Source organism: Micromonospora sp. WMMB235 (assembly GCF_001855515.1).
Lineage (GTDB): Bacteria > Actinomycetota > Actinomycetes > Mycobacteriales > Micromonosporaceae > Micromonospora > Micromonospora aurantiaca.
In genome coordinates, this window is the sequence record NZ_MDRX01000001.1 from 2,888,431 (window position 1) to 2,901,120 (window position 12,690).

At 73.5% G+C, this 12,690-nt stretch carries 13 protein-coding genes; 2 read left to right on the forward strand and 11 right to left on the reverse strand.

Annotation, left to right across the window (positions count from 1 at the left end; genetic code table 11):
* The first annotated feature begins 17 nt into the window (after positions 1 to 17).
* Positions 18 to 602, forward strand: a complete 585-nt coding sequence (locus tag BFV98_RS11950; RefSeq protein ID WP_071096331.1) for a GNAT family N-acetyltransferase — start codon at positions 18 to 20, stop codon at positions 600 to 602.
* A 196-nt stretch (positions 603 to 798) separates the two neighbouring features.
* Here the strand turns inward: BFV98_RS11950 and BFV98_RS11955 are convergent, their stop codons facing one another.
* The 7 genes from BFV98_RS11955 to truB form a co-directional block, all read right to left on the reverse strand.
* Positions 799 to 1,266: a GNAT family N-acetyltransferase gene (locus tag BFV98_RS11955; protein ID WP_013474446.1), complete on the reverse strand. Its 468-nt coding sequence runs from the start codon at positions 1,264 to 1,266 to the stop codon at positions 799 to 801.
* A 76-nt stretch (positions 1,267 to 1,342) separates the two neighbouring features.
* Positions 1,343 to 2,104 (reverse strand): 4-hydroxy-tetrahydrodipicolinate reductase, encoded by a 762-nt coding sequence (gene dapB / locus BFV98_RS11960; protein ID WP_013284681.1) that lies wholly within the window; start codon positions 2,102 to 2,104, stop codon positions 1,343 to 1,345.
* Positions 2,105 to 2,176: 72 nt separating this feature from the next.
* Positions 2,177 to 3,544, reverse strand: a complete 1,368-nt coding sequence (locus tag BFV98_RS11965; protein ID WP_041784159.1) for a pitrilysin family protein — start codon at positions 3,542 to 3,544, stop codon at positions 2,177 to 2,179.
* Positions 3,545 to 3,665: 121 nt separating this feature from the next.
* Entirely contained in the window at positions 3,666 to 6,014 is a 2,349-nt protein-coding gene (locus tag BFV98_RS11970; RefSeq protein ID WP_071096333.1) for a polyribonucleotide nucleotidyltransferase, read from the reverse strand.
* A 220-nt stretch (positions 6,015 to 6,234) separates the two neighbouring features.
* The gene (rpsO, locus tag BFV98_RS11975) at positions 6,235 to 6,504 is read right to left on the reverse strand and encodes a 30S ribosomal protein S15 (protein ID WP_013284678.1); all 270 of its coding nucleotides are present in this window, start codon (positions 6,502 to 6,504) and stop codon (positions 6,235 to 6,237) included.
* 182 nt (positions 6,505 to 6,686) lie between these two features.
* Positions 6,687 to 7,613 carry a bifunctional riboflavin kinase/FAD synthetase gene (locus BFV98_RS11980; RefSeq protein WP_013284677.1) on the reverse strand — a complete coding sequence of 309 codons (927 nt, stop codon included), beginning with the start codon at positions 7,611 to 7,613 and terminating at the stop codon, positions 6,687 to 6,689.
* A 32-nt stretch (positions 7,614 to 7,645) separates the two neighbouring features.
* The gene (truB, locus tag BFV98_RS11985) at positions 7,646 to 8,530 is read right to left on the reverse strand and encodes a tRNA pseudouridine(55) synthase TruB (protein WP_013284676.1); all 885 of its coding nucleotides are present in this window, start codon (positions 8,528 to 8,530) and stop codon (positions 7,646 to 7,648) included.
* A 108-nt stretch (positions 8,531 to 8,638) separates the two neighbouring features.
* Here truB and BFV98_RS11990 point away from each other — a divergent pair, with 108 nt between their 5' ends.
* On the forward strand, positions 8,639 to 9,634 hold the full coding sequence (locus BFV98_RS11990; protein ID WP_071096335.1) for a hypothetical protein: 996 nt from the start codon (positions 8,639 to 8,641) through the stop codon (positions 9,632 to 9,634).
* 6 nt (positions 9,635 to 9,640) lie between these two features.
* On the opposite strand, the gene BFV98_RS11995 is transcribed toward BFV98_RS11990, so the two are convergent.
* The 4 genes from BFV98_RS11995 to BFV98_RS12010 form a co-directional block, all read right to left on the reverse strand.
* The gene (locus BFV98_RS11995; RefSeq protein WP_013474439.1) at positions 9,641 to 10,960 is read right to left on the reverse strand and encodes an MATE family efflux transporter; all 1,320 of its coding nucleotides are present in this window, start codon (positions 10,958 to 10,960) and stop codon (positions 9,641 to 9,643) included.
* Positions 10,961 to 11,007: 47 nt separating this feature from the next.
* The gene (locus tag BFV98_RS12000; RefSeq protein ID WP_071096338.1) at positions 11,008 to 11,517 is read right to left on the reverse strand and encodes an adenylate kinase; all 510 of its coding nucleotides are present in this window, start codon (positions 11,515 to 11,517) and stop codon (positions 11,008 to 11,010) included.
* 550 nt (positions 11,518 to 12,067) lie between these two features.
* A complete protein-coding gene (locus BFV98_RS12005) occupies positions 12,068 to 12,277 on the reverse strand; it encodes a DUF6186 family protein (RefSeq protein ID WP_030269837.1) in 210 nt (69 codons plus the stop codon).
* The gene (locus tag BFV98_RS12010; RefSeq protein ID WP_013284671.1) at positions 12,277 to 12,684 is read right to left on the reverse strand and encodes a hypothetical protein; all 408 of its coding nucleotides are present in this window, start codon (positions 12,682 to 12,684) and stop codon (positions 12,277 to 12,279) included. The genes BFV98_RS12005 and BFV98_RS12010 overlap by 1 nt, the downstream gene beginning before the upstream one ends.
* Positions 12,685 to 12,690 lie beyond the last annotated feature (6 nt).

Genomic DNA, 12,690 nt, shown 5'->3' on the forward strand with positions numbered 1-12,690 from the left:
GCGTAGGCTCACGTGCCATGGCTGCAGGCTACGTCCGGCCCGCGCGTCCCGAGGACGCCGGCGAGATCGCACGCATCCAGCTCGCGACCTGGCGGGTCGCGTACCGCCGGATCCTGCCACGGCACGTGCTCGACAACCTCGACGAGGCGTACCTCGCGCGGCGGTGGAGTGCGGCGGTGCAGGAGCCGCCCTCGGGCGCGCACCGGGTGCTGGTCGCCGTCGAACAGGCGGCGCAATCCTATCTGGTGGGGTTCGTCGCCTCCGGTCCGGCCGACGCCGACGCGCTCGCCCCCGACGAGCCGGCCGAGGCGCTCGGCTCGGACGTCGCCGCGGTCACGGATCTGCTGGTCGAGCCCCGGTGGGGGCGGCGCGGGCACGGCAGCCGGCTGCTCGCCGCGGCCGTCGACCACTGGCGCGCCGACGGTCTGACCCGGGCGGTGGCGTGGACGTTCGACGCCGACGCCGCGACCCGGAAGTTCCTCGGCTCGACCGGCTGGGAGCCGGACGGAGCGGCCCGCGCGCTGGACGTGGACGACATGCTGGTCCCCCAGATCCGCCTGCACGTGGCAGTCCCGGAGGAAAATCTTCCGCCGCAGCGATGAGTTCCGCTCGTCTCGCCGGTCCACCCTCGCGTGGGTGGGCCGGCGGTCCCGGCACGGGGCAGGACCGCCACCCCACCCGCCGCACCCCGCCCCGATCCAGTCGATCATGAAGTTGGCGGCCTTTTCGATCTCCCCAACTGCCGCCAACCTCATGATCGACCAGGTACAGGCCGGGGGGTGAGGGTGAGGGTGGGGGTCAGGCTGGGGGGAGTTCGGCTACCAGTTCTTCGTCCTCCATCGCGCCTGTGGGGTGGAAGCCCAGGGACGTGTAGAGGGCGGCGGCGGGCTTGTTGTCGGGGTGGTAGCTCAGGCGGATCGGCCGGCCCGCCTCGGCGAGCCAGTCGGCGAGCGTCCGCACTGTGGCGCGGCCCAGGCCCCGGCCCTGCTCGGCGGCGTCGATCACCATGCCGCCGATCCAGCGCGACTCGTCGTCGTCCACGCCCCACATGACGTGGCCGACGACCGTCTCGTCGGCGTAGACGGCCAGCGAGTTCCAGACGTCCGAGCGCTCGGTGAGAAGCAGGTAGCGGGCGGCCAGCGCGGCCACGAAGGCGCGCTGGCCGTCGTGCGGCGCGACGTCCGCCACGGCCCGCCAGTTGTCGTCGTCCACCGGGCGCAGCGTCACCCGGCGGCCGGTGCGGTCGGAGTGTCCGGAATCGATCATGAAAGCAGCCTAGGTCCACGCCGCCGACCAGGCAAAACGGTTTCCCGCAGCAGGCCGGGGCACGCCGCGCGACGGATCAGTCGAGCAGGGCGTCCAGGCCGACTGTGAGACCGGGCCGGCGACCCACCTCCCGGACCGCGAGCAGCACGCCGGGCATGAACGACACCCGGTCGTACGAGTCGTGCCGGATGGTGAGCGTCTCGCCGGTGGTGCCGAACAGCACCTCCTGGTGGGCGACCAGGCCGGTGGCGCGTACGGCGTGCACGCGTACCCCGTCGATGTCGGCACCGCGGGCGCCGGCCACCTCGTCGCGGGTCGCGTCCGGCGCGGGACCCAGGCCGGCGTCGGCGCGGGCGGCGGCGATCAGCCGGGCCGTGTGGGTGGCGGTGCCGCTCGGCGCGTCCAGCTTGCGCGGGTGGTGCTGCTCGACGATCTCGACCGACTCGAAGTAGCGGGCGGCGCGCGCCGCGAACTGCATCATCAGCACCGCGCCGATGCCGAAGTTGGGGGCGATCACCACGCCTACGCCGGGCCGGTCGTCGAGCCAGCCCCGCACCTCGGCGAGCCGCTGCCCGGTGAAGCCGGTGGTGCCGACCACCGCGTGCACGCCGTTCTCGACGCACCAGCGCAGGTTGTCCATGACCGCGTCGGGGGTGGTGAAGTCGACGACCACTTCGGCACCCGCCTGCGCCACCGCGTCCAGGTCGTCGCCCTGGTCGACGGCCGCGACCAGCTCCAGGTCGGCGGCGGAGTCGACCGCCTTGCAGACCTCCATGCCCATCCGGCCCCGGGCACCGAGCACACCGACCCGGGCCGCCGTCTTCTGCTGCTCAGTCACGGGCCACAACCTATCCCAGCGCCCGGCATGGGATCCGGCGGACCGGCGCGGCGCTCAGGACCGGTGGGGCGCTCAGCTCGTGGCCGTGAAGCTGCCGGAGTCGAACGGACCCACCACGGCAAGCGACATGGGCCGGCCGAGCAGGTCGGCGGCGAGCGTGTTCACGTCGTCGAGCGTCACCGCGTCCACCCGGGCCAGCAGGTCGTCCACCGGCATCAGGTTGCCGTAGAGCAGCTCCCCCTTGGCGAGCCGGCTCATCCGCGAGCCGGTGTCCTCCAGCCCGAGCACGAACGAGCCCTTGCTCATCCCCTTGCCCCGGGCCAGTTCCGCCTCGGTGATCCCCTCGGCGGCCACCCGCGCCAGCTCCGCGCGGGTCAGGTCCAGCACCTCGTCCACCTTGCCCGGCGCGCACCCGGCGTAGACGGCGAACACGCCGCTGTCGGCGTACTGGCTGGCGTAGGAGTAGACCGAGTACGCCAGGCCACGCTGCTCCCGGATCTCCTGGAACAGCCGGCTGGACATGCCGCCGCCGAGCACGTTGTTGAGCACGCCGAGCGCGAACCGCCTGTCGTCGGTGCGGTCGATCCCCGGGCAGCCGAGGATGACGTGCGCCTGCTCGGTCTCCTTCGGCTCGACGAGCGTGGTGGCCGGCTTGGTGCGTACCGTAGGGGTGGCCGCGCGGTGCGGCGCCGGCGACGCCGGGTCGGTGTCCAGCGGGGTGCCGCGCAGCGCCTGCCGGACCAGCTTGACCACTGCGGCGTGGTCGAGGTTGCCGGCGGCGGCGATCACGATCTGCGGCGCGGTGTAGCGGCGGCGGTAGAAGCCCTGGATCTGCCGCCGGGTCATCGGCGTGACCGTCTCCTCGGTGCCGGAGATGAGCCGGCCCAGCGGGTGGTCGCCGTAGACGGCGCGGGCGAACAGGTCGTGCACCTCGTCGCCGGGCTCGTCGTCGTGCATGGCGATCTCTTCGAGGATGACGCCGCGTTCGGTCTCCACGTCGGCGGCGGTCAGCACCGAGTCGGCGACCAGGTCGCACATGACGTCGATGGCCAGCGGCAGGTCCTCGTCCAGCACCCGCGCGTAGTAGCAGGTGTATTCCTTCGTGGTGAAGGCGTTCGTCTCGCCGCCCACGGCCTCGATCTGCGACGAGATCTCCAGCGCGCTGCGCTTGTTGGTGCCCTTGAACAGCAGGTGCTCCAGGAAGTGCGCGGCACCGGCCTGCGAGCCGGTCTCGTCGCGCGAGCCGACCGCCACCCAGATGCCGAACGACACGCTGCGCATCGCCGGGATCGCCTCGGTGAGCACCCGCAGCCCGCTGGGCAGCACGGTACGGCGGACGGTGCCGCCGAGCGGGTCGTCGCTGAGCGTCCGGGTGACCGCGCGGGCCGCCGAACCGGTCGACGCCACCCCCCGTCCCGTCGAGGCGACTGACGAACTCACGAGAACCTGCTCTCCGGATGACGAGGAACGGCGGGACGTACGACGGCTCCAGCTCGCGCAGGCGACCTGGAGCCGTGGGCCGGCCCGGGCGACGCGGACGTCACCCGGGCCGGTCGGTGGATCAGCTGTGCCGGGTCCGGCGACGCGGACGGGACTCGCCGCCGCCCTCGCCACCCTCGGAGCGGCGCTCGCCACCCCGGTCACCGCGGTCACGCGGGCCACGGTCGCCGCCGCGGTCCCGGCCCGACGGACGGTCGCCACCGGCCGCCTCACCGGCGGCCGGCGCCTCGGCGCCCTCCGGACGGATCTTGTCCAGGTAGATCTTGCCGCGGGCGTCGATGTCCGCGATCTCCACCTCGACCTTGTCGCCGACGTTGAGGAAGTCCTCGACCTTCTCGACCCGCTTGCCGTCGCCCACCTTGGAGATGTGCAGCAGGCCGTCACGGCCCGGCAGCAGCGAGATGAAGGCGCCGAACGCGGCGGTCTTCACCACCGTGCCGAGGAACCGCTCGCCCACCTTCGGCAGGGTCGGGTTCGCGATGCCGTTGATCCGGTCCACAGCGGCCTGAGCCGACGGGCCGTTGGTCGCGCCGACGTAGATGGTGCCGTCGTCCTCGATGGAGATCTCGGCGCCGGTCTCGTCCTGGATCGCGTTGATGGTCTGGCCCTTCGGGCCGATCACCATGCCGATCTTGTCGACCGGGATCTTCACGGTGGTCACCCGCGGCGCGTAGTCCGACATCTCGGCCGGCGCCTCGATGGCCCGCTGCATCACGTCGAGGATGGTCTGCCGGGCCTCGTGCGCCTGCTGCAGCGCGGCGGCCAGCACGTCCGACGGGATGCCGTCGAGCTTGGTGTCGAGCTGCAGCGCGGTGACGAAGTCACGGGTGCCGGCGACCTTGAAGTCCATGTCGCCGAACGCGTCCTCGGCGCCGAGGATGTCGGTCAGCGTCACGTACTGGGTCTTGCCGTCGACCTCGTCGGAGATGAGGCCCATGGCGATGCCGGCGACCGGCGCCTTCAGCGGCACACCGGCCGAGAGCAGGCCCAGCGTCGAGGCGCAGACCGAACCCATCGAGGTGGAGCCGTTGGAGCCGAGCGCCTCGGAGACCTGCCGGATGGCGTACGGGAACTCCTCGCGCGACGGCAGCACCGGGATCAGCGCCCGCTCGGCCAGCGCGCCGTGACCGATCTCGCGACGCTTCGGCGAGCCGACCCGGCCGGTCTCACCGGTCGAGTACGGCGGGAAGTTGTAGTTGTGCATGTAGCGCTTGCGGTTCTCCGGGGACAGCGTGTCCACCATCTGCTCCATGCGCAGCATGTTCAGCGTGGTGACGCCCAGGATCTGGGTCTCGCCGCGCTCGAACAGCGCCGAGCCGTGCACCCGCGGCAGCACGCCGACCTCGGCGCTCAGCGGACGGATGTCACGCGGGCCGCGGCCGTCGATGCGGACCTGCTCGCGCAGCACCCGGTTGCGGACCTCGGACTTGGTCAGCGAGCGGAACGCGGCGGACAGCTCCTTCTCGCGGCCCTCGAACCGGCCGGTCAGCTCCTCGGCGACCTTGGCCTTGATCCGGTCCAGGGCCTCCTCGCGGTCGGCCTTGCCGGCGATCTTCAGGGCCTCGGTGACGTCGGCGCGGGCCACGTCGGCCACCGCGTCGTAGACGTCGTCCTGGTAGTCCAGGAAGACCGGGAACTCGCTGACCGGCTTGGCGGCGACCTCGGCCAGCTCGCTCTGCGCCCGGCACAGCTCACGGATGGCCGGCTTGGCGGCCTCCAGGCCGCTGGCCACGATCTCCTCGGTCGGCGCGGTGGCGCCGTCGGAGATCAGGGCCACCGCGTTCGGGGTGGCCTCGGCCTCGACCATCATGATCGCGACCTCGCCGTCGGCGAGGGTGCGGCCGGCCACGACCATGTCGAAGGTGGCCCGGGCCAGCTCCTCCAGGGTCGGGAAGGCGACCCACTGGCCGTCCACGTGCGCGACCCGGGTCGCGCCGATCGGGCCGGAGAACGGCAGGCCGGAGAGCTTGGTCGACATCGAGGCGGCGTTGATGGCCACCACGTCGTACGGGTGCTGCGGGTCGAGCGCCAGCACGGTCTCGACGACCTGGACCTCGTTGCGCAGGCCCTTGACGAACGACGGGCGCAGCGGCCGGTCGATCAGCCGGCAGGTGAGGATGGCGTCCTCGCTGGGCCGGCCCTCGCGGCGGAAGAACGAGCCGGGGATGCGGCCCGCGGCGTACATCCGCTCCTCGACGTCCACCGTCAGCGGGAAGAAGTCGAACGACTCGCGCGGCTGCTTGCCGGCGGTGGTGGCGGAGAGGACGACCGTCTCGCCGAGCTGGGCGACGACGGAGCCGGCGGCCTGACGGGCCAGGCGGCCGGTGGAGAAGGTGATCTCACGGGTGCCGAAGGACCCGTTGTCGATCACCGCGGTGCGGGATTCGGTGCCGAGGTTGGTCTCGGTCATGTGCTGTGGTGCTCCTTCGCGTCGTCGGCCGACGACACGGGAACTGCTCAGGCGGCCGGTCTTCGATCGAAGCGCCCGGGGTGGCCGGCGTCGTGCCGGGATTCCCGGGGGCCACTACCGGAGACCGGTGCTGACCGGCTCCCTCTTCGGGTGTCGCGCGGCCGGGTTCTTCGGTGGTACTGCAACGGGGGAGCGGCCAGGCGGCCACTCCCCCGTCAGGTCATCGGCGCAGGCCGAGCCGCTCGATGAGCGACCGGTAGCGGTTGATGTCCTTCTTCTGGACGTAGTTCAGCAGCCGGCGGCGCCGGCCGACCAGCAGCAGCAGCCCACGGCGGCTGTGGTGGTCGTGCTTGTGCACCTTCAGGTGCTCGGTGAGCTCCGCGATCCGCTTGGTCAGGACCGCGACCTGCACCTCGGGCGAGCCGGTGTCGCCCTCGGCGGTCGCGTACTCCTGGCGGATCTTGGCCTTGGCTTCCTGGTCGAGCGCCATGTTCTCCCTGTTTCGTGGGTCATTCGATGAGGTCCGGAGCGGTCGTGGTGACCGGTGCAACGGACCGGTTCCTCGCACCCGCGGCGTCGTGCAGGCACGCGAGGCCCCCGTCGGTCAGCCGACGTCTCCGTCAGCCTACCAGCCCTCGGGACGGACGGCCGGTCAAGGTGGCCCCGCGCCGGTCAGAGCACCGCCCGGCGGGTGCGTTCCACGTCCTCGGCGATCTGGGCCACCAGCGGTTCGATCGCGTCGTATGTCCGCTGCTCACGCAGGTGCGCCACGAAGTCCAGGGCCAGCCGCTCGCCGTACAGGTCGCCGCTGAAGTCCAGCGCGTACGCCTCCACCCGCCGCTCCCGGCCGGAGAACGTCGGGTTGGTGCCGATCGACACGGCCGCCGCCAGCGGTTCGCCGTCGCGGCGCACCAGGCGGGCCGCGTACACCCCGTCGGCCGGCACCGCCGCGTACCTGTGGGTCAGCAGGTTGGCGGTGGGGTAACCCAGCTCACGTCCGCGCTGGTCGCCGCGGACCACCACGCCCTCGACGCGGTGCGGGCGGCCGAGCGCCGCCGCCGCCGCGCCCACGTCCCCCGCGTCGACGCAGGACCGGATGTACGTGGAGGAGAAGACGGTCCCCGCCTCGGCGACCAGCGGCGCCCCCTCGACGGCGAACCCGAAGGTACGGCCCAGCCGCTCCAGCAGCGGCACGTCACCGGCGGCCCGGTGCCCGAACCGGAAGTTGTCACCGACCACCACCAGCGCGGCGTGCAGGTGCGCGACCAGGACGTCGTGCACGAACGCCTCGGGTGGCAGCCGGGAGAACTCGACTGTGAACGGCACCACGCAGAGCACGTCCACGCCGAGCGCCTCGATCAGCTCGGCCTTGCGGGCCGGCTCGGTCAGGACCGCCGGGTGCGAGCCGGGGCGTACCACCTCGGCCGGGTGCGGGTCGAACGTCACCACCACCGACTTGACGCCCAGCTCCCGGGCGCGCGCCACGGCGTGACCGATGGTGGCCTGGTGCCCCCGGTGCACGCCGTCGAAGACGCCGATGGTGACCACCGAGCGTCCCCAGCCGCCGGGCGCCGCCTCGTACCCCCGCCACCGCTGCATGCCGTTCCTCCCCCTGTCCGCCCGCGCGCCGTTCAGGCCGGGGCCAGCACGATCTCCGCGCGGGCCCGACCGTCCCGCTCGCTGACGATAGCGATCAGCCCGCCCGCCGGGTCGAAGACCGCGTACGGCCCGGTGATGCCGGCGGGCGCCAGCGGCCCGCCGTGGGACAGCACCCGGGTCTCGTCGGCGGTGGCGTCCCGGCGCGGGAAGAACCGCGCGGCGGCGGCGTCCAGCGGCAGGTTCACCACGTCCGGCGCGCGCTCCTCGAGCTGGTCGAGCGTGGCCGCCTCGGCGAGCGTGAACCCGCCCACAGCGGTCCGGCGCAGCGCGGTGAGGTGACCGCCGACGCCGAGCGCCGCGCCCGCGTCGCGGGCCAGCGCCCTGATGTACGTCCCGGACGAGCAGGTCACGTCCACGTCCACGTCCACCACGTCCGGGACGTCCCGGCGGATCGCCAGCACGTCCAGCCGCGACACGGTCACCCGGCGGGCGGGCAGCTCGACCGCCTCCCCGTCGCGGACCCGCTTGTACGCCCGCTGACCGTCGATCTTGATGGCGCTCACCGCGCTCGGCACCTGGTCGATCTCGCCGGTGAGGGCGGCCAGCGCGGCGCGTACCCCGTCGTCGGTGACCGCTCCGGCCGGGGTGGTCGCGACCACCTCGCCCTCGGCGTCGTCGGTGACCGTGGCCTGTCCCAGCCGGATCGTCGCGGCGTAGCTCTTGCCGGCGCCGATCACGTACGTGAGCAGCCGGGTCGCCCGGCCCACCCCGATCACCAGGACGCCGGTGGCCATCGGGTCGAGCGTGCCGCCGTGACCGACGCGGCGGGTACGCGCCAGCCGCCGGATGCGGGCCACGACGTCGTGCGACGTCATGCCGCCGGGCTTGTCGACCACGATCAGACCGTCTGTGCTCACGACCGCCAAGCCTGCCAGACGTCGGTGATCGGCCCTGCGGGGGATACCGCCCAGCTTCGGCGGGGTGTCAAGATCGTGCGCCAGCGCCCCGTCTGCCCGGGAAGTCCGATGACCGATCACCGCTCCGCCCCCGACCCCTACTTCTCCGCCGGCCCGCCGGAGGACGAGCTGGGACGGGTGCCCGAGTGGCTGCGCCGGCCCGAGCCCGAGGTGCCGCCCGGCCGCGCGGACCGCCTGCGGATCGCGCTCGGCGGGCACTCCGGCAAGCTGCTCGGCGGCGTACTCGCGCTGGTGCTGCTCGCGTTCTTCGGGCTCGTCGGGGGCCTCGGCTACCAGGGCTTCCAGCGCTGGCGGGAACCGGCCGTCGAACACCCCACGGTGAGCCTGCCGGTCGGTGAGCAGGCGTCCTCGTCGGCGTCCCCGCCGCCGGCGGCCGGCCCGTTCGACAGCACCCCGGCGGCCGGCTTCCCGGAGGGCGCGGCGGGGATCGCGCTGCCCCGGGCCAAGCGCACCGGCCCGTTCACCGAGAAGCAGGTGGCCGACACGCTGGCCAAGGTACGCAAGGCGCTGGTCACCGCCCGGCTGGACCGCACCTTCTTCACCGCGAAGGACCCGGAGCGGCTGGTGCGCCAGTTCGCCCCGGACGCGCGGGCCGACGTGCGCGACGACTTCCCCACCGGCGAGGCGAGCACCTACGCGACCCGGCTCGCCCCCGGCGCCCGGCTCACCGCCGACCAGCCCCGGGTCGAGGGCCGGATCAGCTACCGGGCGACGAAGGACCGGGACGGCATCCGCATCCTGGAGGTGACCACGAACTTCGTCTGGGCGTACGCGTTCCCCACCACCAGCCCCACGCCGGGCGACGGTGTCGTGGTGGTCCACGACACGGTGAAGTGGAGCATCCCGCACCCGGCCGACGTGACCACCGCCTCCGCCGGGCTGTGGATCGAGAGGGCCGACTCGTACGCCTCCAACATCGACTGCGCCGCGCTGGACAAGGGGCTGCTCGCGCTCGGCAAGCAGTCGTTCGGCGGGCCGGCCGACCCGGACCCGGACGCGGTCTTCGACCCGGACAAGACGGTCGATCTGCCGGACACCTGCTGACCGGCGTCAGCGCACCGCGCCGACCACCGCCCACGCACCCGAGCGCATCCGCAGCAGCAGGCCGGCCAGCCGCAGCACCACGAACAGCGTCAGTCCGGCCCAGATCCCGCCCAGCCCGAGGTCGAACCCGTAGGCCAGCCAGATCGCCGGCAGGAACCCGCCGAACGCACACACGATGGTGAGGTTGCGCAGGTAGCGCACGTCGCCCGCGCCGATCAGCACCCCGTCGAGCGCGAACACCACGCCGCCGATCGGCTGGAGCGCCACGAACCACGGCCAGGCCGTCATGGCCTGCTCGCGTACCTGCGGATCGGAGCTGAACCACGACGGCACGACGCCGGCGCCGGCGGCGATGAGCACCGCGAAGGCCACGCCGCACAGCCCGCCGAGCAGCGCGATGCGGCGGGCCAGGAACCGCGCGGCCGCCGCGTCGCCGCCGCCGAGCGCGGCGCCGACCAGCGACTGCGCGGCGATGGCCAGCGCGTCGAGCACCAGCGCGGTGAAGAACCACAGCTGTACGGCGATCTGGTGCGCGCCGACAGCGGCGGCGCCGAAGCGGGCCGCGACGGCTGTGGCGGACAGGAAGCTGGCCTGGAACGCGACGCCCCGCACGAGCAGGTCCCGGCTGAGCACGAGCTGCTGACCGATCACCCGCGGCCGGGGGCGCAGCGAGACCCGCTCCCGCACCAGCGCCGCCGCGAACAGCACCCCGGACAGCGTCTGCGCGATCGCGTTCGCCACCGCCGAGCCGACCAGGCCGAGCCCGGCCGGGTAGACGAGCAGCGGGCAGAGCACCGCGGAGAGCAGGTTCGGGCCGAGCACGAACAGCAGCGGGCGGCGGGTGTCCTGGATGCCGCGCAGCCAGCCGTTGCCGGCGGCGGCGAGCAGCAGGCCGGGCGCGCCGAGCGCCGCGATCCGCAGCCACCCGGCGGCGGCGTCGGCCACCTCGCCGGGGCCGCCGACGAGGGTACGCGCCAGCGCGCCCCCACCGATGCCGATGGCGACCGCCACCAGCACTCCGGTGGCGAGCGCGAGCCAGGACGCCTGGACGCCCTCGGCCACCGCGGCGGCCCGGTCCCCCGCCCCGAAGCGGCGGGCCGAGCGGCCCGTTGTGCCGTACGCGACGACGGTCCCGACCCAGGCGGTGAGCGTCATGACCGTGCCACCGACGGCGAGCGCGGCCAGCGGCACCCGGCCGAGGTGACCGACCACTGCGGTGTCGACCAGGACGTAGAGCGGCTCGGCGGCCAGCACCACGAGGGCGGGTAGCGCGAGCGCGGCGATCCGCCGCGGCGAGGCGGTGACGGGGGTGGCGGTGGTGCTCATCGCCGCCGATCCTGGCACGCTCCCAGTAAGGTCCGCAAGGCGCGGTACTACTTACCCACGTCGGCCAGAAACCGGGCCGCGTCACGGCGCCCCCGCAGGCGGCGCACCGGCAGCCCGGGGGCGTGCTCGGACAGCGCGGCCAGCACCCGGGGCCGGGAGTCGCGGGGATAACGCCAGACGTAGGGCAGGAAGTCGAGATCGAGCCGCTCCGGGCAGCCCTCTGGCCGGTCGGGGCGGGCCGCGGCGCGATGTGCCCACCGGCGGCGGACGATCCGGACCAGGCAGCGCAGCCGGGAGGTGTCGCAGAGCACCAGCAGGTCGGCGCGGGGCAGCCGCAGGTCGAGCGTGCTCGCGTAGTTGCCGTCCATCACCCAGGCCGGGCGGGCGGCGAGCGCGGCCACCTCGGCGCGGAAGTCGGCCGGGGCGGAGGCGGTCCAGCCGGGGCGCCAGTAGTGCCGGTCGAGGTGGATCAGGGGAAGGTCGAGTCGCCGGGCCAGTTCACCGGCGAGCGTGCTCTTGCCGGCGCCGGAGCTGCCGACCACGAGGATGCGTCTCACCGGGCGACGGTAGCGGCGCGCGGGGCGGCGATGCGCCCCGAGCGGCGGTGACGTCGGCGTCGGGCCGGGGTGTGGTCCTCGGGCCCGGCCGGCGTCACCGCCGGACGGCGTATGTCACTGACGGGTGTCCATCGAGGTCTGCAGCGCGCGGCGCATCTGCTCGCGCGCCTCGTCGGTGGTGGTCTCGGTCTGCGGCTTGCGCTTGCTCGGCATCTGAAGGTCCTTCCAGGGTGCGGACCGCCGGGACGTGGCGGCCCTACGGGCGCCCGGCGCTCCGGATCGGCGCGACAGCGAATCGCGCCGCGACCGGAAGTCGTCGGCGGCTGAGCGCCCGGCAGCGGTCCGGGATCACCGGAGCGGCTCGCCTGGCAGCGGGAGCCCGGGTCGGTCTGACCCTGGAGGGAGGCGAAGCCGGGTGCGGCACCACCGCCCGTGACCAGCGCCGCGAAGCGCCGGTCCCGCACCCAAATTAACGTTCACTTTCCAGATGCTGCCCGCTGTTCCCGAAATGCGGAAAGATCAACGTCGTCGTCCGGTCCGGCGAGGGCGGTCAGCGGGCCAGGAAGTGCCAGCCCAGCCACCACCAGAAGCCGAACAGCCCGATCCGGCCGACCGGCACCGGGCCCACCTCGTACCGCATCACGAACGCGCAGACGTCGGCCAGCGACGGGATCCGCGACCCCTCGCGGCGCGCGGCCCACTCGACCACGGCGAACAGCACGATCGAGACCAGAAACCCGCCGATCGCCAGTGCCCGCATCATCGGCGCACCAGTCCCCAGAACGCGGACAGCCACGCGAACCAGGCCGCCGAGCGGGCCAGGTTGTCCTCCAGCAGCGGATCGGCCAGCCGGGAGAAGGTGGGGAAGTCGTCACCCACCGCCATCACGAACGTCGCCCCCTCGAAGACCCCGAAGACGGTCACCGGGACCAGCCACCAGAGCGCGACCGACGGCAACCGGCGCGGCGCCGGACGCCGGGGCACCCGGTTGCTCAGGCCGACCCAGATCAACCCCCCGCCGGTGGTGAGGATGTAGAGGTTCGCCGCGGTCGAGAAGGACGGCATCTGGCCGCCGACCAGAGAGAGGCAGATCAGCACCGGCACGGAGACGACCGGCCGGTCCCAGGCCCGGGGCGCCTCGACGGTGAGCTCACGGGGATGATCCATCACCCG

Coding starts and splice junctions, on each gene's coding strand:
- BFV98_RS11950 (WP_071096331.1), top strand. CDS start 18: ATGGCTGCAGGCTACGTCCGGCCCGCGCGTCCCGAGGACGCCGGCGAG.
- BFV98_RS11955 (WP_013474446.1), bottom strand. CDS start 1,266: ATGATCGATTCCGGACACTCCGACCGCACCGGCCGCCGGGTGACGCTG.
- BFV98_RS11970 (WP_071096333.1), bottom strand. CDS start 6,014: ATGACCGAGACCAACCTCGGCACCGAATCCCGCACCGCGGTGATCGAC.
- rpsO (WP_013284678.1), bottom strand. CDS start 6,504: ATGGCGCTCGACCAGGAAGCCAAGGCCAAGATCCGCCAGGAGTACGCG.
- BFV98_RS11980 (WP_013284677.1), bottom strand. CDS start 7,613: ATGCAGCGGTGGCGGGGGTACGAGGCGGCGCCCGGCGGCTGGGGACGC.
- BFV98_RS11990 (WP_071096335.1), top strand. CDS start 8,639: ATGACCGATCACCGCTCCGCCCCCGACCCCTACTTCTCCGCCGGCCCG.
- BFV98_RS11995 (WP_013474439.1), bottom strand. CDS start 10,960: ATGAGCACCACCGCCACCCCCGTCACCGCCTCGCCGCGGCGGATCGCC.
- BFV98_RS12005 (WP_030269837.1), bottom strand. CDS start 12,277: ATGCGGGCACTGGCGATCGGCGGGTTTCTGGTCTCGATCGTGCTGTTC.
- BFV98_RS12010 (WP_013284671.1), bottom strand. CDS start 12,684: ATGGATCATCCCCGTGAGCTCACCGTCGAGGCGCCCCGGGCCTGGGAC.